The following is a 25,713-nucleotide window of genomic DNA, read 5'->3' as shown; positions in this document are numbered from 1 at the left end:
TGGGTGCGGTGGCCGGTGAGCGGAGAGGCGCCGTGTCGGTGACCGGAGTCGCCGTCAGGGAGCCTCTCCGCTCCCGCGCGTCAGAGGCGCAGGTCGGCGCCGAAGTGGGCGTTGCCCTCGGCCGCGACGGTCAGGCCCGGGGCGATCTCGGTGAAGCCGGCGTCGCGGACCAGGGGCAGGCGGCCCGAGCCGACGATCCGGGCCCAGTGCTCCGGGGAGGCCGTCCGTACGGCCGTCGGGAAGCCCGCCTCGCGCCAGGTCTCGCGGTCCGCGTCCGACAGGGCCCACCACAGGAGCTGCGCCCCGTGGCCGGTCTGGGCCATCGTCTTGCCGGCCGACATGCCGACCCCGGGGTTGAGCCACAGCATGGCCGCGCCCTCCGGCACGGGGCCCGGCTCGGCCGGGTCGTCCAGGTCCGTGCCCGAGACCTGCAACTTGGCCAGCTCCTTGGGCCAGCCGTCCAGCGGGACCGGCGGGAAGACCCGTACCTCCGCGCCGCCCCGGCCCGTCACCGTGATGCCCGGCAGGGCGCCCGCCCGGCGCCACTCGGCACCGCGTGCCCGGCGCACGACCTTGCGGATCCGCGCGTCCTGCCAGTCGGCCATCGCCTGGGCCCACTCGCCGTCGCCCAGCGACCGGTCGTCGGCCAGGATCTCCAGGACCGCGCGCGCGGAGGTCTCCAGGGCGTCGGTACGGGCCGGGGGAGCGTCGCGCTCGATGCGGACGACCAGGGGGAGGACGTACTGCGGCTTCTCGTCGCGGGGGTCGAGGGACGCGTCGGAATCGGTGTCGTTGCTGCTCACCCGGCAAGTCTGCCACCGGCCACCGCACCGGCCCCACGCGTTTCTTGTAGGAATGAGGGCTTCCGGGACAGGATGCCCTCCATGAAGAGTGATCTTTTCGCCAGCGAGCACCTCGCCGAGGCGGCGACGTTCCCGGGGATGACCCTCCAGAACGCCAAGTCGGTCAAGTACACCGTCCAGGGGGAGATGCGGGCCCTCCAGGGCTCGATGATCGCCTTCCGGGGGAACCTGCAGTTCGAGCACAAGAGCCAGGGCCTCGGCGGCCTGCTCAAGCGCGCCCTCACGGGCGAGGGCCTGCCGCTGATGACCGTCCGCGGCCAGGGCGAGGCGTGGTTCGCCCACGAGGCGCAGAACTGTTTCATCGTCGAGGTCGAGCAGGGCGACGCCCTGACCGTCAACGGCCGCAACGTGCTGTGCTTCGACGCGACGCTGGCGTACGAGATCAAGACGGTGAAGGGCGCCGGCATGACCGGCGGCGGCCTCTTCAACAGCGTCTTCACCGGCCACGGCAAGATCGCCCTGATCTGCGAGGGCAACCCGGTCGTCATCCCGGTCACCCCGGACGCCCCGGTCCACGTCGACACCGACGCCGTCGTCGGCTGGAGCGAGCAGCTGCACACCTCGCTGCACCGCTCGCAGTCGCTCGGCTCGATGGTGCGCGGCGGCTCCGGCGAGGCGGTCCAGCTGAAGCTGGAGGGCAACGGCTTCGTCATCGTCCGCCCCAGCGAGCTCACCCCGCAGAAGAAGTCGGCCAACTGACCCCGCCCATGAGGCTGGAGGGCGTCGGCCGCCGCTACGGCCCGCGCGGTCCCTGGGTGCTGCGCGAGGTGGACCTCGACCTGCCCGCGGGCACCCTCGTCCGCGTCACGGGCGGCAACGGCACGGGCAAGTCGACGCTGCTGCGGCTGCTCGCGGGCGTCGACGCGCCCAGCGCGGGCCGCATCAGCGCCCGCCCACCACGCACCGCGTACGTCCCCGAGCGCTTCCCCGCCGCCCTGCCGCTCACCGCGACCGGCTACCTGGTCCACCTCGGCCGCGTCCAGGGCCTCACCGGCCGCGAGGCCCGGGCCCGCGCGGGGGAGTGGCTGACCCGCTTCGACGCGGCGGCCTACGCCGACACCCCACTCGCCGCCCTCTCCAAGGGCACCACCCAGAAGGTGGCCGCAGCCCAGGCCCTCCTCGCCGACCCGGACCTACTCGTCCTGGACGAGGCCTGGACGGGCCTCGACACCGCCGCCCGCACAGAACTCGACCACGCGGTACGCGCCCGCGTGGCGGCCGGCGCCCGCGTCGTCTTCGTCGACCATGACCCGCGCCGGCTGGCGGGGGAGGCGGACACGGAGTACGGGGTGGGGGAGGGCCGGGTGAGCGTTGCGACGGAGGCCCGGGACCGAGCCCGGGAACGCAGCGGGGCGCCCGTCCCCGCGCGGGAGCACACCGAGGCGTCCGCCTCCACCCCGCCGCCCCGGGTCCACATCCGCGCCACCGGCGGAAAGCCGCTCCCACCCGACCTCCCCGGCTCCCCCGCGTACGCCGACAGTAGGGAATCCGCGGACCGTCTCACCGCCACCGTCGACGCCCCCCACTCCGACACCCTCCTCCGGGCGCTCCTCGACGCGGGCTGGCACATCGAAGCCGTCGACGCTCTCGGCACCACCACCCCGCGCACCGAAGGCGTACGCCCATGACCGCGCTGCTCCGTTACCAGGCCGCCCTGCTCCTCCGCTCCCAGCGCTGGCTGGCGCCGTTTCTTCTGTACGCGGTGTTCGTCGGGGTCGGTGTCAACGCGGGTGAGCCGGTGCTCGGGGCCCTTGGGTACACGGTGGCGGCGCTGGTTCCGGTGAGTGCCTGGGCGGTGCGGATCTGCCTCGATCAGGAGGCGCCGGCCGCCCGCGCGGTGACCGCCGCGGCCGCCGGTCGGAGCCGTGCCCATCTGGCGGCGGTCCTGACCGCCACCGCGGCCACCCTGCTCACGGGCGCCGTCGCCGTCCTGGCCGTCGACGTCCTCAGCGAGCACCGCGCGGTCGCCCCGCTCCCGGCCGCCGCGGCGGGACTTCTGGCGGCGACCGTCTGCGTCCTGACCGGTACGGCGGTCGGCGTCCTGACCACCCGCCCCCTGATCCGCGCCCGAGGGTGGTCCCTGACGGCCCTCCTCCTCGGCTCCCTCCTCGCCCTGGTCACCACGGGCTCCCCGGCCAAGGCGGCCATCGCCCCGCTGATCACCGGCACCGTCGGCTACCCCTGGCCGGCCCTCGCGGGCGCCCTGGTCCTGGGCGCGGCGGCCGTGGGGCTTTCGTGCCGGGCGACCGCGTGGTGGGAGTAGCGGACACGGCCCGGGGAGTCAGCGGCTCATCAGCTCCGACACCTTCACGAAGCGGTAGCCCTTCGCGCGGAGTTCCGGGACGATGCGGCGGATCGCCTGTTCGGTGACCGGGGCGGCGCTGCGGGTGCAGTGCATGACGACCAGGGAGCCGGGCTTCACGCCCTCCAGGACCTGGTCCGCGACCGCGTCCGGGTCCTTCGCGAAGGCGTCGCCGCTGACCACGTCCCACTGGACGGCCGTGACGCCTAGGGGGGCGAGGGCGCGCAGGGCCTCGTCGTCGTAGCAGCCGCCGGGGAAGCGGAAGTACGGGACCACGTGGGTCGCACCGGCGTCGCGGAAGGCGTCGAAGGCGCGCTTGACGTCGGCGGCCATGTCGGCGGCGGCCACGGTCGGGAGGCCGTAGCACGGGGTCGCGAAGGCGTAGTGGCTGTAGGAGTGGTTGGCGATCTCGAAGCGCGGGTCGTTGCCGATCGAGCGCGCCTGGTCCGGGTACTGCTCCGCCCAGCGGCCCGTCATGAAGACCGTCGCGTCGACCTTGAGGCGGCGCAGGGTCGCGATGAGCTGCGGGTTGTCGAAGTGCTCGCCCCGCGCCGCGCGCGGGCCCTGGTCGGCCGTCATGTCGGCGTCGAAGGTGAGGGCGACGACCTTCTCGGGGGAGGCGGAAGCGGGCTTGCCCGTGCGGTGCGTGTAGACCCGGGTCAGGCCGTCCGGGCCCGGGGCCAGGGTCGGCGGGGCCTTGGGGGAGGGGGGAGCCTGGTGGCCCGCAGCGGGCGGGGCGGGTGTGGCGGTGCCGGTCGCCCCGGTGCCCGGCTTCGTGCTCGTCGGGGCCGGCGCGGCCGCCGGCGGTGCGGCCGCGCCCCCGCCGCAGCCGACGAGAACGGCGCCCAGAAGGGCAAGCGCCGACAGTCTTCGTACAGGAATGGTCACCCAGGGAAATTAACCGATCATTGGGCGAGCAATCGCCTCCGGCACTCCGCCACGTCGAAGTCACCCCTCGGGTACTGCGGGTCCAGCTCCGCCAGATGCTCCCCGAGCAGTGTGCTGATCGCCCAGTTGCGGTACCACTTGTGGTCCGCCGGGACCAGGTACCAGGGCGCCGCCTCCGTCGCGCAGCGCTCCAGGGCGATCTCGTACGCCTCCTGGTACGCGGGCCACAGCGCGCGCTCCTCGATGTCGCCCGGGTTGAACTTCCAGTGCTTCTCCGGGTTGTCCAGGCGTTCGAGGAGCCGGGCGCGCTGCTCCTCGTACGACAGGTGGAGGAAGACCTTGACGATCGTGACGCCGTCGTCGGTCAGCTGCTTCTCGAAGGTCCCGATCTCGCCGTAACGGTCCTCCAGCTCCGGCGCCGGGACCAGGGAGCGGACCCGGGCGATGAGCACGTCCTCGTAGTGCGAGCGGTCGAAGATGCCGATCTCGCCGGGGCGGGGGAGGGCCTGGGTGACGCGCCAGAGGAAGGGGTGCGCCCGTTCCTCCGCAGTCGGCGCCTTGAAGGCCTGGATGCGGCAGCCCGAGGGGTTGAAGAGGCCGATCACATGCTTGACCGTGCCGCCCTTGCCGCTCGTGTCCATCCCCTGGAGCACCAGGAGGAGCCTTCGGCGGTCGCCCGCCGTGCTCGCCGCGTACAGGCGTTCCTGGAGGTCGGCGAGGCGCGGCCCGAGGGCGGCGGTGGCCGCCAGACCGGCCGCCTTGTCCGCCGGGCCGCCCGGGCTCGCGGCGGCGTCGTACGAGGAGAGGTCGATCCGCTCGCCCACCGGGAGCTTCAGGAGCTCGCGCAGCGGGGCCACCCCGGTTTCCCTTCGCTTAGACATCCCGTGTCCCTTCCCGTACGTCGGTCGGCGCGCCTTCACCGATCCTGCGCGTCCAGCGCCGGGGCCACCACCGCGAACGCCCGGTCGAGCAGCGCCATCGGGTCCTCCGCCGCCTCGCTCTCGCTCCACCGCTGCAAGGCCGTACGGAACGCCACCAGCGCCGTCCCCGCCGCCAGCCTCGGGTAGAGGTCCGTCCCCGCGTCCAGGCCCTCGCGGCGGGCCAGCTCCCCCGCCAGGGCCTCCTGCCAGTCGGACTGCCGCTCCAGGAAGCGGGCCAGCAGGGCGGGCGTGCCGAGGATCAGCTGGACCACGCGCAGCGCCCTGGCCGCGTGGTCCGGGTGCTGGTCGGTGCAGGCCAGCAGGGGGACCGCGACCGCGTGGCGCAGGGAGCGGGAGGGGGGCTCCGTGGCCGGGCGGGCCGCGAGGGCCGCGTGGATGTCGGCGCCCATGCCGGAGAGGAACTGGACGACCACGTCCTCCTTGGACGCGAAGTAGCGGAAGAAGGTCCGCTTCGAGACCCCGGCGGCGGCCGCGATCTCGTCCACGGTGACCGCGTCGAAGCCCTTCAGGGCCAGGAGCTGGAGCGCCGACTCGGTGAGCTCGGTGGCGACGAGCAGGCGCTTGCGTTCGGCCAGGCTGATGTCGGGGGTCATGGGGCGAGCGTAGCCGAGGATGGCACTCGGGGAAGAACTTGACACCGAGTGACACCAAGGGCAGCGTGTGACACATGACAGAGCAGCAGCGCTGGAACGCCGACCTCGTCCCCGACCTGACCGGTCGCGTCTTCGTCGTCACCGGGGCCAACAGCGGCCTCGGCCTCGCGACCACCCGCGAGCTCGCCCGGCACGGCGGCCACGTGGTCCTCGCCGTGCGCGACGAGCGCAAGGGGCGGGCCGCCGCCGACGACATCCTGCGGACGCACCCGGGCGCCCTCCTCGACGTCCGCAGGCTCGACCTCGCCGACCTCGCCTCCGTACGGGACTTCGCGGGGAAGCTGGCCGCCGACCACCCCCGCCTGGACGTCCTCGTCAACAACGCCGGGGCGATGGCCCCGCCCCGCACCCTCAGCGCCCAGGGCCATGAACTCCAGTTCGCCGCCAACCACCTGGGGCACTTCGCCCTCACCGGGCTCCTGCTCGACCGTCTCGCGGCCGGCCGCGACCCCCGCGTCGTCACCGTCAGCTCGCTGGAGCACCGCAGAGGGACGATCGACTTCGACGACATCAGTGGCGAGCGGCGCTACTCGCCCATGGGCGCCTACCGGCAGGCCAAGCTGGCCAACACCGTCTTCGGGCACACGCTCCACCAGCGCCTGACCGCCGCCGGAAGCCCCGTGCGCAGCGTCCTCGCCCACCCCGGCTACACCGCGACCAACCTCCAGAAGGACACCCCGGTCGCCCTCGTGCGGATCGTCTTCGGGCGGATCCTCGGACCGCTGCTCGCCCAGCCCCCGGCGGCCGGAGCGCTCCCGCAGCTCTACGCGGCGACCGCGCCCGACGCCGAGGGCGGCGCGCTCTACGGGCCGGACGGGCCCGGCGAGCTGCGCGGCGCGCCGAAGCGGGTCGCCCTCGCACCGGCGGCGACCGATCCGGAGACCGGCCGCCGCCTGTGGGAGCTGTCCGAGCGGCTCACCGGCGTGACGTACGGGCTCCGCTGATCAGCGCCACGGGCCCGTCACCGCGAACGTCGTGCCCGGGGTGTAGCAGTTGACGAACATCGTGCAGCCGTCCGGCGAGAAGGCCACGCCCGCGAACTCGCCCCACTCCGGGGCCTCCGGGGTGCCGATGTTCTGGGCGCCCCGGGCCACCGCGTACACCTCGCCCTTCCGGCTCACGCCGAAGACGTGCTGGGCGCCGTCGCCGTCCTCGCAGACCATCAGGCCGCCGGACGGCGCCAGACAGATGTTGTCCGGCGACTCGCCCGGCAGCTGGAGGTCCGTGTCCGGGCCGAAGACCACCACCAGGGTGAGGCGGCGGCGGTGCGGCTCGTACTTCCACACCTGGCCGAAGTGGGTGGCCCCGGAGCCGTCCTTGGCGCGGGCGAAGGAGGACACGAAGTACACGGCCCCGGGCCCGCCGGAGCGCCCGGCACCCCAGTAGCAGCCCTCCAGCTTCTGGGCGTGCGTGATGCCCCGGGGCCCGAAGTCCTGGAGCCTGATGGGGGTCTGGGCCGCCAGCGGGTCCGGCACCGGGACCCACTCCACGCCCTCGAAGCGCGCCCCGGTCTCCTGGATCACCGACAGGTCCGGCACCCCCGGCACCCGCATGGCCTCCAGGGCGCCGCCCGCGCGCAGCGAGCCGGTGCCGCCGAGCGGCTTCTCGGGCAGGAAGCGGTAGAAGAGGCCGAAGGGCCGCTGGAAGGCGTCCTCCGTCTCGTACACGATCCCGCTCTTCGGGTCGACGGCGACGGCCTCGTGCTGGAAGCGGCCCATCGCGGTCAGCGGGACCGCCCCGGTGCGGCGCGGGTCGGCGCCGTCGACCTCGAAGACGAAGCCGTGGTCCTTGGTGTACCCGTTGGTCCCGGCCCGGTCCTCGGTCTCCTCGCAGGTCAGCCAGGTGTTCCAAGGGGTGGGCCCGCCCGCGCAGTTGACGGCGGTGCCGGCGATGGCGACCCGTTCGCCGAGGACCCGGTTGCGGCCGTCGAGTTCGAGCGCGGTGCACCCTCCCCTGGCGGCCGGGTCGTAGGTGAGGCCCGGGACGGTGGGCACCGTGGTCTTCGCGGTGGCCCGGTTCTCGTGGTTCCGGACCAGGTGGACGCGGCCGCGGCGGCCCGCGAAGGCGCCCATGCCGTCGTGGTTGCCGGGGACCGCGCCCTCGCCGGAGCGGAGCGGGTCGCCCTGCCGGGAGAGGACGGTGTACGAGAAGCCGGCCGGGAGGTCGAGCAGACCGGCCGGGTCGGGGATCAGCGGGCCGTATCCGGCGTGGCCGCCGAGCGCGGCGGCTGAGGCGCCGCCGGCGAAGAGTTCGGACACCGCGCCGCTGAAGACGATTCCCGCGGCGAGGATCTGACGTCGTGTTGCGGACATGAGGCAACCCACTTCCTGTTGGCGGACAGGGGTGTGACGTGTGACCCGCACGTGTGTACCACGCACTGTGGTGACAGGTGAACCGTGCGGGCCCACATTGCCCTATGTGAAACGTGTGGAACGTGTGGTCAGAGCAGCTCGGCCGTGAGCGTGATCGTCGTGCCCGTCAGCGCCTGGCTCACCGGGCAGTTCTTCTTGGCGTCCTCGGCGAGCGCCTGGAACTGGTCGGCGTCCAGACCGGGCACCTCGCCGCGCACGGTCAGGTGGATGCCGGTGATGCCCTCGCCCGGCTGGAAGGTGACGTCCGCCTTGGTGTCCAGGCGCGTCGGCGCGTTGCCCGCCTTGGCCAGGCCGTTGGAGAAGGCCATGGAGAAGCAGGCGGAGTGCGCCGCCGCGATGAGCTCCTCGGGGCTGGTCTTGCCGTTCGGCTCCTCGGACCGGGCCGGCCAGGAGACCTCGTAGGAGCCGAGACCGGACGAGTCGAGGGTGACGACGCCCTTGCCCTTGAGGAGGTCGCCCTCCCAGACGGTGTGGGCGTGACGCACGGTGGCCATGGTGGATCCCTTTCGGTCGGGTAGGGCCCCAAGCTACTGCGCGACCAGCCCCTTGGCGTCCCGGGCGAGGGCGGTGAGCCGCGAGATCGCCCGGAAGTACTTCTTGCGGTATCCGCCGTTCAGCATCTCGTCGCTGAACAGGCGGTCGAAGGGCAGCCCGGAGGCGAGGACCGGTATCTCGCGGTCGTAGAGCCGGTCGGCGAGGACCACGAGCCGCAGCGCGGTCGACTGGTCGGGGACCGGCTGGACGTCGGTGAGGCAGACGGCCGCGAGGTCGTCGGTCAGCGCGCCGTACCGGCTCGGGTGCACCTTGGCCAGGTGGTCGAGGAGGTGCGGGAAGTCGTCGAGGGAGGCGCCCGGAGTGGCGTACGCGGTCTTCGCGACGACCTCGTCGGCGTACGGCGCGGGCGCCTCGGGCAGTCCGCGGTGGCGGTAGTCCTCGCCGTCGATCCGCAGCGGCTGGAAGTGCGCCGACAGGCCCTGGATCTCGCGCAGGAAGTCGGCGGCGGCGAAGCGGCCCTCGCCCAGCTTGCCGGGCAGGGTGTTCGAGGTGGCGGCGAGCGCCACGCCCGCCTCGACCAGCTTGCGAAGGAGCGAGGAGACGAGGACGGTGTCGCCCGGGTCGTCCAGCTCGAACTCGTCGATGCACAGCAGCCGGTGTCCGCTGAGGGTCTGCACGGTCTGCTGGAAGCCGAGGGCGCCCACCAGGTTGGTCAGCTCCACGAAGGTGCCGAAGGCCTTGAGCGAGGGCTCGGCCGGGGTGGCGTGCCACAGGGAGGCGAGCAGATGGGTCTTGCCGACGCCGTAGCCGCCGTCGAGGTAGACCCCGCGCGGGCCGGCCGGGGCGGCCGGCTTCTTCGCGAACCAGCGGCGCTTGCCGACGCCGGAGGCGTGGGCGCCGCCGAGTCCCTCGGCGAAGGAGGAGAGGACCTTGACCGCGTCGATCTGGCTGGGCTGGTTGGGGTCCGGTATGTAGGTGTCGAAGCGCACCGAGTCGAACCGGGGCGGCGGCACCATCTCCGCGACGAGCCGGTCGGCGGGGACGTGGGGCTCTCGGGAGCAGAGCGAGAGCGGGGCCGCTTCGGTGGAAGCCGCTTCGGTTATGGCACGGGTCGACACAGTTCCCCACTGTAAGCGCCATGTCAGACTGCGAGGATGCGACGCCTGTTCCCTGTGACGGACATGACAGCCACGGCCTCGGACAGGGAGTGGTCCCTCGACGAGCTCGCCGACGCCTACGCGTACCCCGCGGAGGCGGCCTCCGGTCCCTGGCTCCGGGCCAACATGGTCTCCTCGCTCGACGGGGCCGGCCAGCACGACGGACGCTCCCAGCCGCTCTCCTCCGACGCCGACATGCGGATCTTCGGGACCCTGCGGGGCCTGGCCGACGTCATCGTCGTCGGCGCCGAGACCGTACGGCAGGAGGGCTACCGGCCCGCCCGGGCGCGGGAGGCGTTCGCGGCCCGCCGGGCGGCGGCGGGGCAGGGTCCGGCGCCGGTGATCGCGGTCGTGACCGCCTCCCTGGAGCTCGACTTCTCGCTGCCGCTCTTCACCGCCCCGCTGGTGCCGACCCTGGTCCTGACCGGCGCCGAGGCGCCCGCCGACAAGGTGGCCCAGGCCCGCGCGGCCGGGGCGGAGGTGCTGGTCGCGGGCGCGGGGCGCGGGATCGAGCCGGAGCGGGCGGTGGCGCTGCTCGCGGAGCGCGGGCTGCGGCGCCAGCTGACCGAGGGCGGGCCCCGGCTGCTCGGCCAGTTCGTGGCGGCGGGGGTGCTCGACGAGCTGTGCCTGAGCGTCTCGCCGACGATGACGGCGGGGAGCGCGCAGCGGATCGCCGGAGGTCCCTCCGTGGACGTTCCGCGACGCTTCGCCGTGGCGTCGCTGCTGGAGCAGGACGGGTTCCTCTTCACCCGCTACCGTCGGATCTGACAATCGGCGGAATTTGTCGTTCCGCTTAGCGTCGGCTGGGCACACTTACTCACGCAGTCCCCGTGCGGGCACGGGGAAGGATGGTTTCCGCAGAAGGGCTCCTGAGGTGTTCACAAGCGTTCTGATGATCGAGAAGCCCCTGACGGCCGTCGACGTGGACTTCGTCACCACGCTGCACGGCGACGAGGGTGTCTCCTTCGTCGTCCTGATGCAGCCGCGCGGTGACCAGGCCGATGTACTGCTGCGCGCCATCGACGACGTGGCCATGGGCGAGCTGAAGGAGGCGGCCCGGGAGGGCGACGAACCGGAGGGCAAGGAGGCCCGCAAGCCGGCCGAGCAGGCCCTGGAGCACTCCCTCCAGGCGCTGAGAGCGGCCGGCTGCGAAGCGGTCGGACAGGTGGTCGAGGACCACCCCCTGGACTTGATGAAGAGCGTCGTCGACGAGGTCAACGCCGACGAGGTGATCGTGCTCACCGCCCCGCACTACGTGGAGGAGTTCTTCCACCGCGACTGGGCCTCCCGGGCCCGCCACAAGGTCGGCGTGCCCGTCCTGAAGCTCTTCTCGCACAGCGACTAGCCGCGCCTCGGGGCGGGCGTCCCGGGACGCCCGCCCCGACGCACTAGGCTGGAGACTTCCAGACAGACGCACCCCGGGGAGAGATCCGCATGGCACCCGCCATCCCTGCCGCCATGGAACGGCCGCACTTCATCGGCATCGGCGGTGCCGGAATGTCGGGCATCGCGAAGATCCTCGCCCAGCGCGGCGCCAAGGTGGCCGGCAGCGACGCCAAGGAGTCCGCGACCGCCGAGTCCCTGCGTGCCCTGGGCGCCACCGTGCACATCGGCCACGCCGCCGAGCACCTCGCCGACGACGCCTCCGCCGTCGTCGTCTCCAGCGCCATCCGCGCCGACAACCCCGAGCTGGCCCGCGCCGCCGAGCTCGGCATCCCGGTCGTGCACCGCTCCGACGCGCTCGCCTCCCTGATGGACGGCCTGAGCGCCGTGGCCGTCGCCGGTACGCACGGCAAGACGACCACCACCTCCATGCTGGCCGTCGCGCTCACCGAGCTCGGCCTCGACCCCTCGTACGCCATCGGCGGCGACCTCGCGGGCCCCGGCACCAACGCCCTGCACGGCGACGGCGACATCTTCGTGGCGGAGGCGGATGAAAGCGACCGCAGCTTCCAGAAGTACGACCCGCAGGTCGCGATCGTCCTCAACGTCGAGCTCGACCACCACGCGAACTACGCCTCCATGGACGAGATCTACGAGTCCTTCGAGGCCTTCGCCGCCAAGATCCGCCCCGGCGGCACCCTGGTCGTCGGCGAGCACTCCGGCGCCCGCGAGCTGGCCCGCCGGGTCGCCGGGCGCGAGGGGCTGACGGTCGTCACCGTGGGCGAGTCCGAGGACTCCGACGCCCGCATCCTCAAGATCGTCCCCAACGGGATGAAGAGCGAGGTGACCGTCGCCCTCGACGGCGCCGAGCACACCTTCACGGTCTCCGTGCCCGGCCGCCACTACGCCCACAACGCCGCCGCCGCCCTGGTCGCGGGCTCCCGCGTCGGCGTCGACGCGGCGGAGCTGGCCCAGGCCCTCACCGCGTACACCGGCGTCGGCCGCCGCCTCCAGCTGAAGGGCGAGGCCGCCGGCGTCCAGGTCATCGACTCGTACGCGCACCACCCCACCGAGATGACCGCCGACCTGGAGGCCATGCGCGGCGCCGCCGGGGCCTCCCGCCTCCTGGTCGTCTTCCAGCCGCACCTCTTCTCCCGCACCCAGGAGCTGGGCCGGGAGATGGGCGAGGCCCTGGCGCTCGCCGACGGCTCCGTGGTCCTGGACATCTACCCGGCCCGCGAGGACCCGATCCCCGGCATCACCAGCGAGCTGATCATCGACGCGGCCCGCGCCGCCGGAGCCGACGTCACGCCCGTCCACGACAAGGACACCGTGCCGGACGTGGTGGCGGGAATGGCCAAGCCCGGCGACCTGGTTCTCACCATGGGCGCGGGCGACGTGACCGACCTGGGCCCGCGGATCCTGGCCCGCCTGGACGAGTCGGCGAAGTAGCAGAGGGAGCGAGCTCATGGCGTACGAGGTCGAGAAGACGGACGCGGAATGGCAGGCCGAGCTGTCTCCGGCGGAGTACCAGGTGCTCCGGCAGGCCGGCACCGAGCCCGCCTTCCGCGGTGAGTACACGGACACGAAGACCACCGGCGTCTACTCCTGCCGGGCCTGCGGCGCCGAGCTCTTCACGTCCACCGAGAAGTTCGAGTCGCACTGCGGCTGGCCGTCCTTCTACGACCCGAAGGACACCGCCGCGGTCGAGCTGATCGCCGACACCTCCCACGGCATGACCCGCACCGAGGTCCGCTGCGCCCGCTGCGGCTCCCACCTGGGCCACGTCTTCGAGGGCGAGGGCTACCCGACCCCGACCGACCAGCGCTACTGCATCAACTCGATCTCGCTGCGGCTGGAGCCGACGGAGAGCTGAGCGGCACCGGAAGAGGCCCCCTTCGGGGGGCCTTTTTTCATGCCCGGTCGGCCTCCGCGCACTCCGGGCACAGCCCCCGGTACGTCACCTCCACCGCCGTCACCGTGAAGCCGAAGCGCTCGGTGGCCGCCAGGCCCGTCAGGGGGTCGCCCTCCGGGCGGACGTCGCGGACCGTGCCGCAGCCCGAGCAGACCAGGTGCTGGTGGGCCTCGTGGGCGTTCGGGTCGTAGCGCTTGGCGCGGCCGACGCTGGAGACCTCCAGGATCTCGCCGAGGGAGACGAGCTCGCCCAGCGTGTTGTACACCGTCGCGCGTGAGATCTCGGGCAGTCTCGCCGTGGCACGGGCGAGTACCTCGTCCGCGGTCAGGTGGATGTGCTCGCCGTCGAGGACCTCGGCGACCACGCGGCGCTGGGCGGTCATCCGCCAGCCGCGTCGGCGAAGCCGATCCAGCAGATCGCTCATGGTCACCAGCCTTGCCATGTGAGTAATCCGTATGAGTCCGGCTGTCGTATTGACTTGGACTGTGTCCACCATAGGATCGACTCCAGTAGTAGCCAAGAGGGTGTGCGCCGGTCACACCGACGCCTCAGCAGTTCCCGAGCTCCGTGATCCGAATGGTTCGGAAGGAAAGACCGATGTCTGAGCAGAAGCAGGAAGGCACGGGCGGCTGCCCGGTCGCCCACGGCCGTGCCGCGCACCCCACGCAGGGCGGCGGCAACCGCCAGTGGTGGCCGGACCGGCTCAACCTGAAGATCCTTGCGAAGAACCCCGCCGTGGCGAACCCGCTCGGAGGGGACTTCGACTACGCGGAGGCGTTCAACGCGCTCGACCTCCCGGCCGTCAAGCAGGACATCGCCGAGGTGCTCACCACCTCGAAGGACTGGTGGCCCGCCGACTTCGGCAACTACGGCCCGCTGATGATCCGGATGGCCTGGCACAGCGCCGGCACCTACCGTGTCAGCGACGGCCGCGGTGGCGCCGGTGGCGGCCAGCAGCGCTTCGCCCCGCTGAACAGCTGGCCGGACAACGCGAGCCTGGACAAGGCCCGCCGCCTGCTCTGGCCGGTCAAGAAGAAGTACGGCAAGGCCATTTCGTGGGCCGACCTGATGATCCTCACCGGCAACGTCGCCCTGGAGACCATGGGCTTCGAGACCTTCGGCTTCGGCGGCGGCCGGGTCGACGAGTGGGAGCCGGACGAGGACGTCTACTGGGGCCCCGAGACGGAGTGGCTCGGTGACGAGCGCTACTCCGGCGACCGCGAGCTGGAGAATCCGCTCGCCGCCGTCCAGATGGGCCTCATCTACGTCAACCCCGAGGGCCCCAACGGCAACCCGGACCCGATCGCGGCCGCCCGCGACATCCGCGAGACCTTCGCGCGCATGGCGATGAACGACGAGGAGACCGTCGCCCTCATCGCCGGTGGCCACACCTTCGGCAAGACCCACGGCGCCGGCCCCGCCGACCACGTGGGCGCCGACCCGGAGGCCGCGCCGATCGAGCAGCTCGGCCTCGGCTGGAAGAGCTCCTACGGCACCGGCTCCGGCAAGGACGCCATCACGTCCGGCCTGGAGGTCACCTGGACCGAGACGCCCACCCAGTGGGGCAACGGCTTCTTCAAGAACCTCTTCGAGTACGAGTACGAGCTCACCAAGAGCCCGGCCGGCGCGCACCAGTGGGTCGCGAAGAACGCCGAGGCGGTCATCCCCGACGCCTTCGACGCGTCGAAGAAGCACCTGCCGACGATGCTCACCACCGACCTGTCGCTCAAGCTGGACCCGATCTACGAGCCGATCTCGCGCCGCTTCTACGAGAACCCGGCGGAGTTCGCGGACGTCTTCGCCCGCGCCTGGTACAAGCTCACCCACCGCGACATGGGCCCCGTCGCGCGCTACCTCGGCGCGGAGGTCCCGAGCGAGGAGCTGCTCTGGCAGGACCCGCTGCCGGCCCGCCAGGGCGACACGATCGGCGCCGCCGACGCCGCCTCCCTCAAGGAGAAGATCCTCGGCTCCGACCTGACGGTCACCCAGCTGGTCTCCGCCGCCTGGGCCTCCGCCGCCTCCTTCCGGGGCAGCGACAAGCGCGGTGGCGCCAACGGCGGCCGCATCCGTCTGGAGCCGCAGCGCGGCTGGCAGGCCAACAACCCGGACGAGCTGGCCCAGGTGCTGCGCGTCCTGGAGGGCATCCAGTCCTCCTTCAACGCGGCCGGTGGCGCGCAGGTCTCCATCGCCGACCTCCTCGTCCTCGCGGGCGGCGCGGCCGTCGAGAAGGCCGCCAAGGACGCCGGCTTCGACGTCCAGGTCCCGTTCTCCGCGGGTCGCGTCGACGCCGCGCAGGAGCAGACGGACGTCGAGTCCTTCGCCGCCCTGGAGCCCAGCGCGGACGGCTTCCGCAACTACCTCGGCAAGGGCCAGCGCCTGCCCGCCGAGTACCTCCTCGTCGACAAGGCGAACCTGCTCACCCTGTCCGCCCCGGAGATGACGGTCCTCGTCGGCGGCCTGCGCGTCCTGGGTGTCACCCAGCCGCAGTCCTCCCTCGGTGTCCTCACCGAGACCCCGGGCAAGCTGACGAACGACTTCTTCGTCAACCTGCTCGACCTGGACACCGAGTGGCAGTCCACCTCCGACGACCAGACCACGTTCGAGGCCCGTGACGCCTCCGGCGCGGTCAAGTGGACCGGCACCCGTGCCGACCTGGTCTTCGGCGCCAACGCCGAACTGCGCGCCGTCGCCGAGGTGTACGCCTCCGACGACGCCGGGCAGAAGTTCGTGACGGACTTCGTCGCGGCCTGGGCCAAGGTCATGGACCTGGACCGGTTCGACCTGCGCTGATCCCACGGGACACCAACGGCCCTGCCTCCGCCCGAAGGAACCTTCGGGCGGAGGCAGGGCCGTTTCGCTCAGCGCAGCCGGTCCGCCAGTTCCGCCACCCAGGCGCCCGGGCTCAGGGGCTCGGGCGGGTCGACCTCCAGGCCCAGTTCGGTGAGGGCCAGGGCGTAGTCGGACTCGTCCAGGGGAAGGGACAGCAGGTCGCGGAGTTCGCCGACGAGCTGGGCGACCAGGCCCGGGTCCGTGGTCTCGCGGTAGTCGGCGAGGGCCGTGTCGTGGTCGTCGAACTCCTCCGGCATGTCCTGGCCGAACCAGCCGCCCAGGAGCTGGGCCAGCTCCGGGAAGCGGGCGTGCCACTCCCAGTGGGTGCGCGGGGTGGCCGGCGGCGGGGCCTGGCCCGTCTCGACGCTGGCGCGCAGCCGGTCGGCGAGGCCGCGCAGCCAGTCCTGGACCTCGTCGTCGGGCAGGCCCACGTCAGGCACCGGGTAGTACTCGCCGAGCCGCAGCCGCAGCCGCCCCGGCGGATTCTGGGCGTACTCGCGCAGCTGGTGCTCCGCGACACCGATCACCCAGGGGCGGGTGCGCCAGCAGTGCCGCAGGTACGCCTCCAGGGCCTCCGGGTCGTCGGCGCGGCGCCCGAGGTGGGCGCGGACGACCTGGTCCAGCTCGCCGTACTTCCGGTCGTGTTCGAGGGGCTTGAGGGGCATCGGCCGGGCCTCCCTACAGGTCGATCGGGACGGTGGAGTGCACGGTGAAGCCGAGCGGGCTGGTCTCGCTGCGGCGCAGCACCACCCGGGCGGCCCTGACCTCGACGGAGTCCCGCCCGGCGAGCGCCATCGGGTCGGTCAGCACCCGCCCGACCGGCTCGGGGCGCGAGGGCCAGGCGGCCTCGATGGCGAGCCGCCGCCGGGTGGACTGGGCGAGCCAGCGGTGGATCACCTGCTCGTTGCGGGACACCACCTGCTGGGTGGCCCACTGGGCGGTCTCCCGGTCCGGATAGCTCGCGGCGCGGTTTCGGCGCGCGGTCATTCAGTGCTCCCGCAGCATGTGGTCGTCGACGGTGGCCGTGATCGAGAGGAGCGCGTCGCGCGTCGCCCAGGACAGGCGGGGGCGCAGCCCCTCCGCGCCGGGGAACAGGACGCGGGCCTTCTGGGCCTCGCCCGCGTACCCGGCCGCGAGCTCGGTGCAGAACGGGTGCTCGTTGCCGAGGAGCGTCCGCACGGTCTCGCCGACCGGGCCCGGCTCGTCCATCAGGATCGCGTCGAGACCGAAGAGAAGGGGGAAGGTGTGGAGGAATTCCCAGCCTTCGAGCGGGAGATCCTTGAATTCCGGCGCCCCGGCCCGGTCCTGTTCGCGGAGTGATTTCGCGAGGGTACGGAGGAATTCCGCCGGATCGGTGTCACCGGCCGCCCGCGCCGCCTTCTCCCGGAACGCGGCGGGCGCCCCGCCGAGACCGTCGGCCGCCACGTCGAGCGCGCCCGCCGCCGCGTACGCCGAGCAGTTCCACTGGGCGACGGTGTCGCCGCGCACCAGCCGTACATAGCGCCCGAGCTCGGTGTCGAGGGAGAGGCGGCCCGCCGAGTCCCGTACCGACACGGCGAGATCGAGGAGCCGGACCACCGGCCCGTCCGAGAACATGGCACACACCTCTCTCACGGTCCCTTGTGCGGCATGGCGGTGAGCACGATGAACGGCGGATCGAGATCCTGCTTGTAATCGGGTGGCTGTCGTACAGCCCCTCCTGGCTCGCCAGGTCGATCGGGTAGTAGAAGTCGTCCTCGTTCTGCCCGGGCACCATGAACTTGTGCTCGTGCTTGAACTCGTTGAGCGAGCGCGCCCCGAAGGCCTGCGCCCTGGCCTGCTCGGACTGGTAGGTGGGGACGGCCCTGGACGCCTCCTGGAGGGGGTCCACCAGCTTGTCCAGGCGTGCCACCACCGCCCGGCACTCGTTCTCGTACGTCGTCACGGCCCGGCTCATCGCGGCCTGGTCGATCTCCAGCGTGATGCTGATGCCGAGGTCGCGGCCCATGGACAGGATGCTCTTGCCCAGCTTCTTGAGGTCGCCCATGTCGATGCCGTCCTTGATGTTCGGCAGGGCGTCCTTGACGGCCTTCTTCCAGATGCTCCACAGCTCGTGCCGCATCTTGGCCGCGGCCACGGCGAACTCCCGCAGCGCCTGGCTGACCTCCTGGGTGGTGTCCCACAGGACGCTCATCACCGGGTGGCTCGCGCTGGTGGCGATCGAGGTGCCGGCGCCGCCGCTGTCGTGCTTCCACTCGTATCCGACGGTCGACGTGCCCCAGGCCGTGGTGCCCCACAGGGAGCTGGTGAACGTGCGCATGGCGGCCTGCCATTCGCCGTTGTTCGGGTCGGAGATCGAGCCGACGGCCTGGTTCAGCATCCCCTCCACCTGGGTGACGCCGAAACCGGGCTGGAGCCACGCGAGCGCCAGCTTGTCGATCTCCTGGTAGTCGGGCAGCGGCAGGATGTCCGCGGCCTTGCCCCAGCGGAAGACGTGGTGCAGCAGCTTCCGGACGATGTCCATCGCCCAGTCGGGGACGCCTTCGAGCAGCCAGGAGATGAAGTTGCCCGAGTAGTCGTCCATGTCACCCCACTTCAGATCCGTGATCCGGGGGTACTGGGGCGGCGAGTCGATGACCTGGGGGAGCGGGAACTGCTGCGGCTGGGCGGTGCCCGAGGGATGGCTCGCGGCCTCGGCCCGCGCGTAGTTGTTGGCCGTGACGACGAAGCCGGTGGCGACGCCGCCGATGCCCGCGACGGCCTTGGCCCAGGTGTCGAGGAACAGGTTGCCGACCTTCACGTACGAGGCGGAGACGGCCTCCGCCGCCGACCCGTAGCCCCCGCAGTCCATGTACTGGCTGACGGCGTGCAGGAAGTCCTTGGCCGCCTTGTCCAGGCTGCCCTGGTGGAGGGCGACACTGCCCGCCACCCCGCTCAACTGGGCGGGCGTGACGTCGAATCCGGCGCCCGGGGTGGTCGGCGTGGTGGGGGTCGCCATCAGGCCGCCCCCCAGCCGCGCAGCACGGCGCGGTGGGCGGCGCCGTAGTTCGCCTGCCCGTTGGTCACGACCTCGTGCAGCCACTTCTGCGCGGCCTGGAGGTCCTGCATCTGCCGGTCCCACTGGTCGAGTTCGTCCACGAACGCGTCGCGGGCCTCGCCGTCCCAGGCGAGCACGACCTTCTCCGTGCGCTGGTAGAGCGTCTCCAGCTTGCTGTTGAGCTGCTTGAGGATGTCTTCGAGCTCCGTGGCGAGATCGCCCAGCGTGCCGAAGTCGACGCCTATGTGGTCATCGGACAAGAGAACCCCCGTGCTCCGTCATGGTGCGGCCGACGCGGCCGATGCGGCCGTCAGATGTCGAGGATGCCGCTGTGCGGCCCGGCGGGCGCCGGAACGTCGGGCGCCTGGAGCTTCGCCGCCTCCGCCGCCACGTCCACGGAGCTCTCCATCTTCCGCAGGCGCCGCAGATTCTCCATCTCCTGCTCGGTGAAGCCGTCGCGGCTCGACCGCACGGCCTGCTCAAGCACGACCAGGATCTCGCGTATGCGCACGGCGTCCTCGGACGCGGCCTTGTGCAGCGACCGGTACGCCTTCCCGGTCCCGCCCTTCCAGCCCGCCTCGATCCGGTCGACGATGCCGTCCATCCGCCGTACCTGGCCGTCGATATGACGCTGCATCGCGTCGAGATCGTCCGCCAGCTTCGTCAGATCCTCTTCCGAGGTCTTCAGATGCGCGTCGATGGTCATGGCCCCCGCCTTCCGTCGCTGGCGCAACCTTAGCAACGGGCTACGACAGGCGTTCGGGAAAGCGGGGGCCATGGGTGGGACGAGGCGTGCGGTCAGTGGACGGACAGCCCGCCGTCGACGTACACCGCCTGCCCCGTGACGTACGCGGAGGCCCGGCTCGCCAGGAAGACGGCCGCCCCCTCGAAGTCCTCGGCGAGCCCGTTGCGCCCGACCATCGTCCGGGCCGCCAGGTCCGCGACCCTGACCGGGTCGGCCGACAGCCGCTCGTTCAGCGGCGTCATCACGAACCCCGGCACCAGCGTGTTGCACGTGACGCCGTACGGGGACCACGCCTCCGCCTGCGACCGCGCCAGCGACTCCAGGCCGCCCTTCGACACCCCGTACGCCCCCGACTGCACGAACGCGCGGTGCGCCTGCTGGGAGGTCACGTGGATGATCCGCCCGAACCCGCGCTCGGCCATCCCCGGCCCGAAGCGCTGCCCCAGCAGGAACGGCGCCTCCAGGTTCACGGCCATGGTCGAGTCCCAGACCTCCTCCGACAGCTCCGAGAGCGGCGGACGCAGGTTGATCCCGGCCGAGTTCACCAGGATGTCCGGCTCCCCGAACACCCCGGCCGCCTCCTCGGCGGCGGCCTTCACGCCGTCCCGGGTGCTCAGGTCCCCGGTCACCCAGGCGGCCGTGCCGCCCGCCTGCTCCAGCTCCTCGACCGCCGCCTTCAGCTCCGCCTCCCGGCGCGCGACGATCACCACCGACGCGCCCGCCCTCGCGAGGGCCCGCGCTATGGCCTTGCCGATGCCGGAGCTGCCGCCCGTGACGAGGGCGGTGCGGCCGGCGAGGGAGAACAGGTCGTCCAGGTACGCCATCAGATGCGCCCGCAGCCGTCCACGAACTCCCGCCAGGAGGCGGGAGCCAGGGTGAGCTGGGCGTCGTGGGGACGCTTGGAGTCGCGGACGTGGATGGTGGTGGGGCAGGTGGCGACCTCGACGCAGTCTCCGTCGCCGCTGCTGCTGTACGTGGACTTGTGCCAGGAGAGAGCCACTTCGACGCAGTCGCCGCTTCCGCCGCTGCTGTAACTACTCTTGAACCAGGCCAGGTCTGTGGTGCTCATGTAGCTCCTCGCATCTGCCGCAACAGGCTCCGGGAGTCTTCGAGGGTGAGAGCCTGTGACCGCATACTGGCATACCGCATCTTGAGGATGCCGACGACTTTGGCGTCGGAGATCAGTAGCCCGCTCTCCTGGCCTTCGCAGTAGGCGCGCCACTGGTTGTCTGGGGTCTCCAGCAACTGCATCGGCCCATCGAGACCGGCGTGGTGCTCGCGGTCCTGCGGCATGATCTGGATCTCGATGTTCCGCCGCTCCGACATGAGCAGCAGGTGCTCGATCTGCTCCCGGTGCGTCTCCGGCCCGCCGGTCTGCTTCCGCAGTACGTGCTCTTCGATGATGAAACTGTAGGCGGTGTTGACCCGCTGGGTGAGCAGCTTCTGCCGCTTCACACGAGCGACGATGTTCTCCTCGACCTCCGCGTCCCCCATGGGCGGGAGCTGCCCCGCGAACAGCGTCCGCTGATACGCCTCCGTCTGCAACAAGCCCGGCACCAGGCGGTTCTCGTACGTGTACAGGCACAGTGCCGTCTTCTCCAGCTTGGCCCACTGGATGAACCACCTCGCCAGCCCCGGTTCCCGGGTCAGATGTTTCGCCGCTGCCCTGATCACCCCGAACGCGTCCAGGACCACTTCGGCCCGTTCGACGAAGGTCACCGAGGGAAGTCGGCGTCCCTGTTCGATGGACGCGATCGTCTCCACCGAGTACCGCACGCGGGGTGCGAACTGCTCCTGAGTGAGTCCCGCCCTTTTGCGGAACGCCTTGACCACCTCCCCGAAGGCCTTCAGGCTGTCCGAGGTCTCCGGTTCCGCATTGCCGTCCGTCATTGCGCACACCTCCAAGCGGAATGCTCACGGGCGGTGACGAGTACTGTCCACCCTCTGAACCCGTACGCTTACTTAGCGTACGAGTTTCTGACCTGGCAACCCGCCCTTTTCGGCGCCACATTGGCCCCATGACCTCACCGCAGACACGCGAAGAGCCGGTTACCGTACGTGTGTTCACCCAGCGTTTCAGCTCCACTCCGCGCGGCGCCCGGCTGGCCCGGCGGCTTGTTCTCCATCAGCTCGACCGGTGGGGGATCCCGCACGGGAGCGCCGCGTCGGACGCGACCGCGCAGATCGTGGCCGAGCTCGCCGCGAACGCGGTGACCCACGGGCGGGTGCCCGGGCGGGACTTCGAGGTGGTGGTCTCGTACACCTCGGCGACGCCCGACCCGTACCTCCGCATTGATGTCTCGGACACGCGTACGGAACGTCACCCGCGGCTCACGGACGCGGGGCGGGGCCTCCGTATCGTCGACGCGCTCGCCACGCGGTGGGAGATCCTGGCGCGGGTGCCCGTCGGCAAGACGGTGCGGGCGGAGGTGGAGCTGAGCCCCCGGCGCCGCGAGGGCGCCGGGGGCTCAGGGGGTGTTCCTAGTGGGGATCAGCTTTCGGGGATCATCCGAAGGACTTGATGCCCGCCCAGTTCACCGAGAGGACCGTCTTGACGGCCGCTCCGGTGTTGGTGGTGCTGGGGTGGTAGACCTTCATCGTGCCGTCGGCGCCGTAGCGGACCCACAGGTCGGGGATCTTGTCGCCGTTGACGTCGGGGATGCCGATGACCGCGGTGATGTTGGCCGTCGTCCAGTTGGTGCCGTAGGACGTGTCGACACCCTGGCGGGAGGCGGCGGCGGTCTTCAGCGAGTTGATGTCGACGCTGCCCGCGACGGTGCCGGGCTTGCCGTGACGGATGTAGATCGTGCCGGAGTCGAGGCTGCGCCAGAGCAGGTCGGGCGTGTTGTCCAGGTCGATGTCGGCGATGTTGACGATGTCACGGGGGCCCCAGGCGGTGCCCTCCATCAGCGTCGCGGTCTGGAAGGTCGCTCCGGTGTAGCCGGAGAGGATCCAGAACTGCGTGCCCGTGGTGACGGCGACGTCGGTCAGCTTGTCACCCGTGATGTCGCCGATCGCCTTCATCTCCGTCCAGTCCTTCGGCGCCGGGGCGTTCGAGGGGAGACGGATCTTGAGGCGGTCGTCGACGTTGAAGGAGCCGTAGCCGTCGCCCGGGTAGAGGTAGAACGTGCCGTCGGGGTCGACCGCGAACAGGTCGGTCGAGCCGTCGCCGGGGTAGACGTCCTGGTAGTGGCTGATGAGCGCGGGCTTGGTGCCGTTCCACCACGGGGCCTTCGGAGCCAGGACCGGCTTGCCGTCGGTGCCCATGGTGTAGGAGCCGGTCAGGCCCGCGTACAGCTCTCCGTCCGGGGATCCGGGGTAGGAGAAGAGGTTGCCGTTGGCGTCGATGATCATCAGGTCGGCGATGCCGTCGCCGCCCACGTCACCCGGGCCGTCGGCGCTGTCGCGCGGCGGGATGTAGGTGGCGTAGTCCGTGCGGGCACTGACGTTGCCGAACGAGTCGAGCGCGAAGAGGTGGATCCAGTTCGGGCCGGCGTGCGGCGGCTTGAGACCGGTGAAGGTGTACGAGCCGTTGGTCGCCGTGTAGTCCGTGTAGGACATGCCCTCCCAGCCGAAGCGGAACTTGGCCGCGCCGGGGGAGGTGACGGTCAGGTCGCCGGTGCCGCCGAACTTGACGCTCGCCCAGGTCGCGCCGTCGGAGGTGGCGCGCTTGAACGGGGTGGTGTCCTCGTCGACCGTGGGCGGCGGCGGGGCCGAACCGTCCACGGTGAGCGCGCAGTTCTCGGTGGTGTTGGCCGGGAAGTACGAGGAGGCGGCGCCGGCTGCGTCCTCGGCCCGGACGGCCCAGTAGTAGGTCGCCTTGTCCTCAAGGGAGGTGGCGGCGATCGTCGTGGAGGCCCAGCCGCCGGTCGGGGTCACCAGGGTGCCCGCCGGGACGGCGGCTCCGGCCTTCCAGAACTTGAAGCGGAGACCCGTGAGGTTGCCGTCGTTGTCGGAGGAGTAGGCCTTGAGGACGATGTTCGTCTTGCCGACGGTGACTCCGGCGCCGGGGCCGACGACGCAGGCGCCACCGGGGGAGGAGGTGCCGCTGGTCGGCTCCTTCGGCGGGGTGTTGAAGTCCACCTCGAAGGTCGCCGACGTCGCGCGGAACTTGCGCCAGGTCTGCGTGTCGGACTCGCTGGTGGCCCGCATGCCGAAGGTGATGTTCGACCAGCCGCCGGTGGCGGCCTGCTGCGCTGCCGCGACGACGGCGGAGTTGCTGAAGGCCTCGAACTCGTCCGGGCAGGAGGTCGAGGAATAGCCGTGGGCGAAGGACTTCGACTGGAGGTGCGTGGTCCAGGACGGCTGCGCGTTCCACGTGGTGCCCGTGGAGATGCCACCGGTCAGGTAGAACTTGTACTCACGGGCCGTGCAGGACCAGGAGTGGTTGTTCTGGACCTTGAAGGACGCCGAGGTGACGGTGGCGCCCTTCATCTTCGAGTCGAAGTCCATGCGCCAGAACGAACGGCCCAGACCGCCGGTGTCCGACTCGTAGCCCACGCGGGCGTCGGAGGTGCCGGAGGAGAAGTTGGTGCCGTTGTAGAAGCTGGAGTTGGGGTACGGCCGGTAGGCCGTGGTCCAGGACTGCCAGCCGGCGTTCATCGTCGGGTCCACGAAGAGCGGGTACTTGACGCCCTCGCGGGTCAGCAGACCCGAACCGGCGACATCCAGGGCCAGGCGCGCGGTCCCGGTCTTGTCACCCTCCAGCTCGACGGGGAGCTGGGCGGACTTGGCGCCGGGCTCGATGCCGGTGAGGCCGGACAGCTTGAGCACGTTGGACGGGGTGTCCGTGGCGGTGCGGGCGACGGTGCCGTCGGGCAGCTCGGGGTCGCGGCCGGAGGAGTCCCAGGCGAAGGGGGTCGGGATGGAGCCGACCTCCTTGCCCGCCTTGTCGAGGACCAGGACGCGGTTGGCCTTGGTGTCGTGGCGGAAGGTCGCGGTCGCGGAACGCAGCCCGTACGAGACGGACTTGAGGGCCTCCTGGCGGGCGGCCTCGGGCGTCTTGACGATGAGGACCTGGGCGAAGCCGCCCTCCTCACGCGCGACGAGCAGCAGGTCGACGCCGGGCAGGACCTCGGAGTAGAGGGCGCGCGGACCGTCGAGCACCGGCTCGGGCAGGGTGCCGGGCCAGGTGTAGGCGATGGTGTGGCCGCCGAACTCGACCTCGGCCAGAGTCGACTGCCCGGGGGTCTCGGCGCGGACGAAGGAACGGTCCGCCCGGTCGGCCCCGGCGCTGCCGTTGCCGCTGGAGAAGCGGACGGGGTAGACGGCGTTGACCGGCGTGACGCCGAGCCCGCGCGGTGCCTTGGCGGCGCGCGTGAGCTTGTTGTCGACGGGTGCCCACTTCCCGGCGGCGTTCTTCGCGCGCTGCGGAAGGGCGTGCGTCTGCGAACGCATCTGGCCGTTGGGCAGGGCCCAGGTCAGGGAGTTCGCGGTGGTGGCGGTGTCGACGAGGACCTTCTTGCCACTGCGAACGGCCTCGGCCCTCGCGGCGGTCTCGTCCTTGGGGCCGGTGGATACCCGCTTGACGTCGGTGGGCTTGCCACCGGCCGTGACGGGCGCGGAATCGGGCTGCCACCAGGGCAAGAGGGCAGCGGTGAGGGCGGCCAGAACGAGGCCGATGGTCAGAGACAGCCGCGTGCGCGTGCGCACGAAGGGGCTGAGATAGGGCGGCGCGGTCACGGCGGTCTACTCCCGTGTGAACCAGACGAATGGAAGACAGCACAAACAGCCCCAGACGGCAGGCCGCGGGGCAGAAAGCGAACACACGATCACACAGCCGCCACGGAGCGTCCATAGATGAGAATTTTATAAGACCGTTACGCGGAACGGTGGAGTCCTTGACCGTTCGTCACCGAGGTCCGCCTTGGGGGGATTCGTGTGGCACAAGAGCCCTTGATGCACCGAATTGAGTTAATGATCGCAAAGATCGCCACTGGTGATCATCTATGGCGGACTGCCGTGTGGCCTACATCACTTCACGCGTGTGCAACCGAAAAGATGTGATCTTGCTCCGCCCGCCGAACCTGACGGACAGTACGCACGCACGCGCCTGATCGAGGCGTGTGCATTTGTCTGTTTGCCAGGGTGGGAGTCGACGCGCATGCGTGCTTCAGGTCCGCTGTCATGGCTGGGGCGGGGACGCCCAGTCGTG

The 25,713-nt window shown here is 71.4% G+C and carries 27 protein-coding genes; 10 read left to right on the top strand and 17 right to left on the bottom strand.

Features of this window, described 5'->3' with window-relative positions:
* Positions 1-80: 80 nt before the first annotated feature.
* Entirely contained in the window at positions 81-803 is a 723-nt protein-coding gene (locus ABTZ54_RS12655) for a peptidyl-tRNA hydrolase (RefSeq protein ID WP_351660962.1), read from the bottom strand.
* 81 nt (positions 804-884) lie between these two features.
* Here ABTZ54_RS12655 and ABTZ54_RS12650 point away from each other — a divergent pair, with 81 nt between their 5' ends.
* From ABTZ54_RS12650 to ABTZ54_RS12640, 3 genes are read left to right on the top strand one after another with little or no spacing between them, the layout of a single operon-like run.
* Complete coding sequence (locus ABTZ54_RS12650) at positions 885-1,562, top strand: AIM24 family protein (protein WP_351660959.1); 678 nt, start codon at positions 885-887, stop codon at positions 1,560-1,562.
* Between the two features lie 8 nt (positions 1,563-1,570).
* Positions 1,571-2,491 (top strand): ATP-binding cassette domain-containing protein, encoded by a 921-nt coding sequence (locus ABTZ54_RS12645; RefSeq protein ID WP_351660956.1) that lies wholly within the window; start codon positions 1,571-1,573, stop codon positions 2,489-2,491.
* Positions 2,488-3,126, top strand: coding sequence for an ABC transporter (locus ABTZ54_RS12640; protein ID WP_351660953.1), 639 nt, complete (start codon positions 2,488-2,490; stop codon positions 3,124-3,126). The genes ABTZ54_RS12645 and ABTZ54_RS12640 overlap by 4 nt, the downstream gene beginning before the upstream one ends.
* Before the next feature lie 18 nt (positions 3,127-3,144).
* Here ABTZ54_RS12640 and ABTZ54_RS12635 read toward each other — a convergent pair whose 3' ends face one another.
* Genes ABTZ54_RS12635 through ABTZ54_RS12625 form a run of 3 tightly spaced genes read right to left on the bottom strand, consistent with a single transcriptional unit; the run spans position 3,145 to position 5,587 of the window.
* A complete protein-coding gene (locus ABTZ54_RS12635) occupies positions 3,145-4,053 on the bottom strand; it encodes a polysaccharide deacetylase family protein (protein ID WP_351660950.1) in 909 nt (302 codons plus the stop codon).
* A gap of 17 nt (positions 4,054-4,070) precedes the next feature.
* Entirely contained in the window at positions 4,071-4,934 is an 864-nt protein-coding gene (locus ABTZ54_RS12630; RefSeq protein ID WP_351660947.1) for a PPK2 family polyphosphate kinase, read from the bottom strand.
* 35 nt (positions 4,935-4,969) lie between these two features.
* On the bottom strand, positions 4,970-5,587 hold the full coding sequence (locus ABTZ54_RS12625) for an acyl-CoA-like ligand-binding transcription factor (protein WP_351660944.1): 618 nt from the start codon (positions 5,585-5,587) through the stop codon (positions 4,970-4,972).
* Positions 5,588-5,661: 74 nt separating this feature from the next.
* Between ABTZ54_RS12625 and ABTZ54_RS12620 the strand changes: the two genes are divergently transcribed.
* Entirely contained in the window at positions 5,662-6,591 is a 930-nt protein-coding gene (locus ABTZ54_RS12620) for an oxidoreductase (RefSeq protein ID WP_351660941.1), read from the top strand.
* Here the strand turns inward: ABTZ54_RS12620 and ABTZ54_RS12615 are convergent, their stop codons facing one another.
* The 3 genes from ABTZ54_RS12615 to zapE form a co-directional block, all read right to left on the bottom strand.
* Positions 6,592-7,959, bottom strand: a complete 1,368-nt coding sequence (locus ABTZ54_RS12615) for an alkaline phosphatase PhoX (RefSeq protein ID WP_351660938.1) — start codon at positions 7,957-7,959, stop codon at positions 6,592-6,594. It abuts the gene before it with no gap.
* A 128-nt stretch (positions 7,960-8,087) separates the two neighbouring features.
* Positions 8,088-8,513, bottom strand: a complete 426-nt coding sequence (locus ABTZ54_RS12610; RefSeq protein ID WP_351660935.1) for an OsmC family protein — start codon at positions 8,511-8,513, stop codon at positions 8,088-8,090.
* A 33-nt stretch (positions 8,514-8,546) separates the two neighbouring features.
* Complete coding sequence (gene zapE, locus ABTZ54_RS12605; RefSeq protein WP_351660932.1) at positions 8,547-9,632, bottom strand: cell division protein ZapE; 1,086 nt, start codon at positions 9,630-9,632, stop codon at positions 8,547-8,549.
* A gap of 36 nt (positions 9,633-9,668) precedes the next feature.
* Here zapE and ABTZ54_RS12600 point away from each other — a divergent pair, with 36 nt between their 5' ends.
* From ABTZ54_RS12600 to msrB, 4 genes are all read left to right on the top strand, one after another.
* Complete coding sequence (locus tag ABTZ54_RS12600; RefSeq protein ID WP_351660929.1) at positions 9,669-10,439, top strand: pyrimidine reductase family protein; 771 nt, start codon at positions 9,669-9,671, stop codon at positions 10,437-10,439.
* A gap of 106 nt (positions 10,440-10,545) precedes the next feature.
* The gene (locus ABTZ54_RS12595; RefSeq protein WP_351660926.1) at positions 10,546-11,016 is read left to right on the top strand and encodes an indole-3-glycerol phosphate synthase; all 471 of its coding nucleotides are present in this window, start codon (positions 10,546-10,548) and stop codon (positions 11,014-11,016) included.
* A gap of 89 nt (positions 11,017-11,105) precedes the next feature.
* Positions 11,106-12,506 carry a UDP-N-acetylmuramate--L-alanine ligase gene (gene murC / locus ABTZ54_RS12590; protein WP_351660923.1) on the top strand — a complete coding sequence of 467 codons (1,401 nt, stop codon included), beginning with the start codon at positions 11,106-11,108 and terminating at the stop codon, positions 12,504-12,506.
* A 16-nt stretch (positions 12,507-12,522) separates the two neighbouring features.
* Positions 12,523-12,930: a peptide-methionine (R)-S-oxide reductase MsrB gene (gene msrB, locus ABTZ54_RS12585; protein WP_351660920.1), complete on the top strand. Its 408-nt coding sequence runs from the start codon at positions 12,523-12,525 to the stop codon at positions 12,928-12,930.
* Between the two features lie 37 nt (positions 12,931-12,967).
* Here msrB and ABTZ54_RS12580 read toward each other — a convergent pair whose 3' ends face one another.
* Positions 12,968-13,393 carry a Fur family transcriptional regulator gene (locus ABTZ54_RS12580; RefSeq protein ID WP_351660917.1) on the bottom strand — a complete coding sequence of 142 codons (426 nt, stop codon included), beginning with the start codon at positions 13,391-13,393 and terminating at the stop codon, positions 12,968-12,970.
* A 173-nt stretch (positions 13,394-13,566) separates the two neighbouring features.
* Between ABTZ54_RS12580 and katG the strand changes: the two genes are divergently transcribed.
* Positions 13,567-15,759: a catalase/peroxidase HPI gene (katG, locus tag ABTZ54_RS12575; RefSeq protein ID WP_351660914.1), complete on the top strand. Its 2,193-nt coding sequence runs from the start codon at positions 13,567-13,569 to the stop codon at positions 15,757-15,759.
* A gap of 68 nt (positions 15,760-15,827) precedes the next feature.
* Here the strand turns inward: katG and ABTZ54_RS12570 are convergent, their stop codons facing one another.
* The 8 genes from ABTZ54_RS12570 to ABTZ54_RS12535 all read right to left on the bottom strand — a co-directional run bounded on the left by ABTZ54_RS12570 (position 15,828) and on the right by ABTZ54_RS12535 (position 21,449).
* Positions 15,828-16,463: a contact-dependent growth inhibition system immunity protein gene (locus tag ABTZ54_RS12570; protein ID WP_351660911.1), complete on the bottom strand. Its 636-nt coding sequence runs from the start codon at positions 16,461-16,463 to the stop codon at positions 15,828-15,830.
* Between the two features lie 13 nt (positions 16,464-16,476).
* Positions 16,477-16,785, bottom strand: a complete 309-nt coding sequence (locus ABTZ54_RS12565) for an RNase A-like domain-containing protein (RefSeq protein WP_351660908.1) — start codon at positions 16,783-16,785, stop codon at positions 16,477-16,479.
* A gap of 370 nt (positions 16,786-17,155) precedes the next feature.
* A complete protein-coding gene (locus tag ABTZ54_RS12560) occupies positions 17,156-18,775 on the bottom strand; it encodes a hypothetical protein (protein WP_351660906.1) in 1,620 nt (539 codons plus the stop codon).
* Positions 18,775-19,074, bottom strand: coding sequence for a WXG100 family type VII secretion target (locus ABTZ54_RS12555; protein ID WP_351660904.1), 300 nt, complete (start codon positions 19,072-19,074; stop codon positions 18,775-18,777). The genes ABTZ54_RS12560 and ABTZ54_RS12555 overlap by 1 nt, the downstream gene beginning before the upstream one ends.
* A gap of 50 nt (positions 19,075-19,124) precedes the next feature.
* The gene (locus tag ABTZ54_RS12550; protein WP_351660901.1) at positions 19,125-19,520 is read right to left on the bottom strand and encodes a WXG100 family type VII secretion target; all 396 of its coding nucleotides are present in this window, start codon (positions 19,518-19,520) and stop codon (positions 19,125-19,127) included.
* 92 nt (positions 19,521-19,612) lie between these two features.
* Complete coding sequence (locus ABTZ54_RS12545; RefSeq protein ID WP_351660898.1) at positions 19,613-20,383, bottom strand: SDR family NAD(P)-dependent oxidoreductase; 771 nt, start codon at positions 20,381-20,383, stop codon at positions 19,613-19,615.
* The gene (locus ABTZ54_RS12540) at positions 20,383-20,628 is read right to left on the bottom strand and encodes a DUF397 domain-containing protein (protein ID WP_351660896.1); all 246 of its coding nucleotides are present in this window, start codon (positions 20,626-20,628) and stop codon (positions 20,383-20,385) included. Before ABTZ54_RS12540 ends, ABTZ54_RS12545 begins: the two co-directional genes overlap by 1 nt.
* Positions 20,625-21,449, bottom strand: coding sequence for a helix-turn-helix domain-containing protein (locus ABTZ54_RS12535; protein WP_351660893.1), 825 nt, complete (start codon positions 21,447-21,449; stop codon positions 20,625-20,627). The genes ABTZ54_RS12540 and ABTZ54_RS12535 overlap by 4 nt, the downstream gene beginning before the upstream one ends.
* A gap of 128 nt (positions 21,450-21,577) precedes the next feature.
* Between ABTZ54_RS12535 and ABTZ54_RS12530 the strand changes: the two genes are divergently transcribed.
* The gene (locus ABTZ54_RS12530) at positions 21,578-22,081 is read left to right on the top strand and encodes an ATP-binding protein (RefSeq protein ID WP_351660890.1); all 504 of its coding nucleotides are present in this window, start codon (positions 21,578-21,580) and stop codon (positions 22,079-22,081) included.
* Here ABTZ54_RS12530 and ABTZ54_RS12525 read toward each other — a convergent pair.
* Entirely contained in the window at positions 22,065-25,241 is a 3,177-nt protein-coding gene (locus ABTZ54_RS12525) for a DNRLRE domain-containing protein (protein ID WP_351660887.1), read from the bottom strand. The two genes, ABTZ54_RS12530 and ABTZ54_RS12525, sit on opposite strands and share 17 nt — an antisense overlap.
* Positions 25,242-25,713: the final 472 nt, after the last annotated feature.

This window comes from Streptomyces sp. NPDC094032 (assembly GCF_040303965.1).
Classification (GTDB): domain Bacteria; phylum Actinomycetota; class Actinomycetes; order Streptomycetales; family Streptomycetaceae; genus Streptomyces.
This window is presented reverse-complemented; position numbering and strand designations above follow the sequence as displayed.

Excerpts from the sequence above, each read along its gene's own strand:
- ABTZ54_RS12650 (WP_351660959.1), top strand. The coding sequence starts at position 885 with ATGAAGAGTGATCTTTTCGCCAGCGAGCACCTCGCCGAGGCGGCGACG.
- ABTZ54_RS12645 (WP_351660956.1), top strand. The coding sequence starts at position 1,571 with ATGAGGCTGGAGGGCGTCGGCCGCCGCTACGGCCCGCGCGGTCCCTGG.
- ABTZ54_RS12640 (WP_351660953.1), top strand. The coding sequence starts at position 2,488 with ATGACCGCGCTGCTCCGTTACCAGGCCGCCCTGCTCCTCCGCTCCCAG.
- ABTZ54_RS12630 (WP_351660947.1), bottom strand. The coding sequence starts at position 4,934 with ATGTCTAAGCGAAGGGAAACCGGGGTGGCCCCGCTGCGCGAGCTCCTG.
- ABTZ54_RS12625 (WP_351660944.1), bottom strand. The coding sequence starts at position 5,587 with ATGACCCCCGACATCAGCCTGGCCGAACGCAAGCGCCTGCTCGTCGCC.
- ABTZ54_RS12620 (WP_351660941.1), top strand. The coding sequence starts at position 5,662 with ATGACAGAGCAGCAGCGCTGGAACGCCGACCTCGTCCCCGACCTGACC.
- ABTZ54_RS12615 (WP_351660938.1), bottom strand. The coding sequence starts at position 7,959 with ATGTCCGCAACACGACGTCAGATCCTCGCCGCGGGAATCGTCTTCAGC.
- ABTZ54_RS12610 (WP_351660935.1), bottom strand. The coding sequence starts at position 8,513 with ATGGCCACCGTGCGTCACGCCCACACCGTCTGGGAGGGCGACCTCCTC.
- ABTZ54_RS12600 (WP_351660929.1), top strand. The coding sequence starts at position 9,669 with ATGCGACGCCTGTTCCCTGTGACGGACATGACAGCCACGGCCTCGGAC.
- murC (WP_351660923.1), top strand. The coding sequence starts at position 11,106 with ATGGCACCCGCCATCCCTGCCGCCATGGAACGGCCGCACTTCATCGGC.
- msrB (WP_351660920.1), top strand. The coding sequence starts at position 12,523 with ATGGCGTACGAGGTCGAGAAGACGGACGCGGAATGGCAGGCCGAGCTG.
- ABTZ54_RS12580 (WP_351660917.1), bottom strand. The coding sequence starts at position 13,393 with ATGAGCGATCTGCTGGATCGGCTTCGCCGACGCGGCTGGCGGATGACC.
- katG (WP_351660914.1), top strand. The coding sequence starts at position 13,567 with ATGTCTGAGCAGAAGCAGGAAGGCACGGGCGGCTGCCCGGTCGCCCAC.
- ABTZ54_RS12570 (WP_351660911.1), bottom strand. The coding sequence starts at position 16,463 with ATGCCCCTCAAGCCCCTCGAACACGACCGGAAGTACGGCGAGCTGGAC.
- ABTZ54_RS12565 (WP_351660908.1), bottom strand. The coding sequence starts at position 16,785 with ATGACCGCGCGCCGAAACCGCGCCGCGAGCTATCCGGACCGGGAGACC.
- ABTZ54_RS12560 (WP_351660906.1), bottom strand. The coding sequence starts at position 18,775 with ATGGCGACCCCCACCACGCCGACCACCCCGGGCGCCGGATTCGACGTC.
- ABTZ54_RS12550 (WP_351660901.1), bottom strand. The coding sequence starts at position 19,520 with ATGACCATCGACGCGCATCTGAAGACCTCGGAAGAGGATCTGACGAAG.
- ABTZ54_RS12545 (WP_351660898.1), bottom strand. The coding sequence starts at position 20,383 with ATGGCGTACCTGGACGACCTGTTCTCCCTCGCCGGCCGCACCGCCCTC.
- ABTZ54_RS12540 (WP_351660896.1), bottom strand. The coding sequence starts at position 20,628 with ATGAGCACCACAGACCTGGCCTGGTTCAAGAGTAGTTACAGCAGCGGC.
- ABTZ54_RS12535 (WP_351660893.1), bottom strand. The coding sequence starts at position 21,449 with ATGACGGACGGCAATGCGGAACCGGAGACCTCGGACAGCCTGAAGGCC.
- ABTZ54_RS12530 (WP_351660890.1), top strand. The coding sequence starts at position 21,578 with ATGACCTCACCGCAGACACGCGAAGAGCCGGTTACCGTACGTGTGTTC.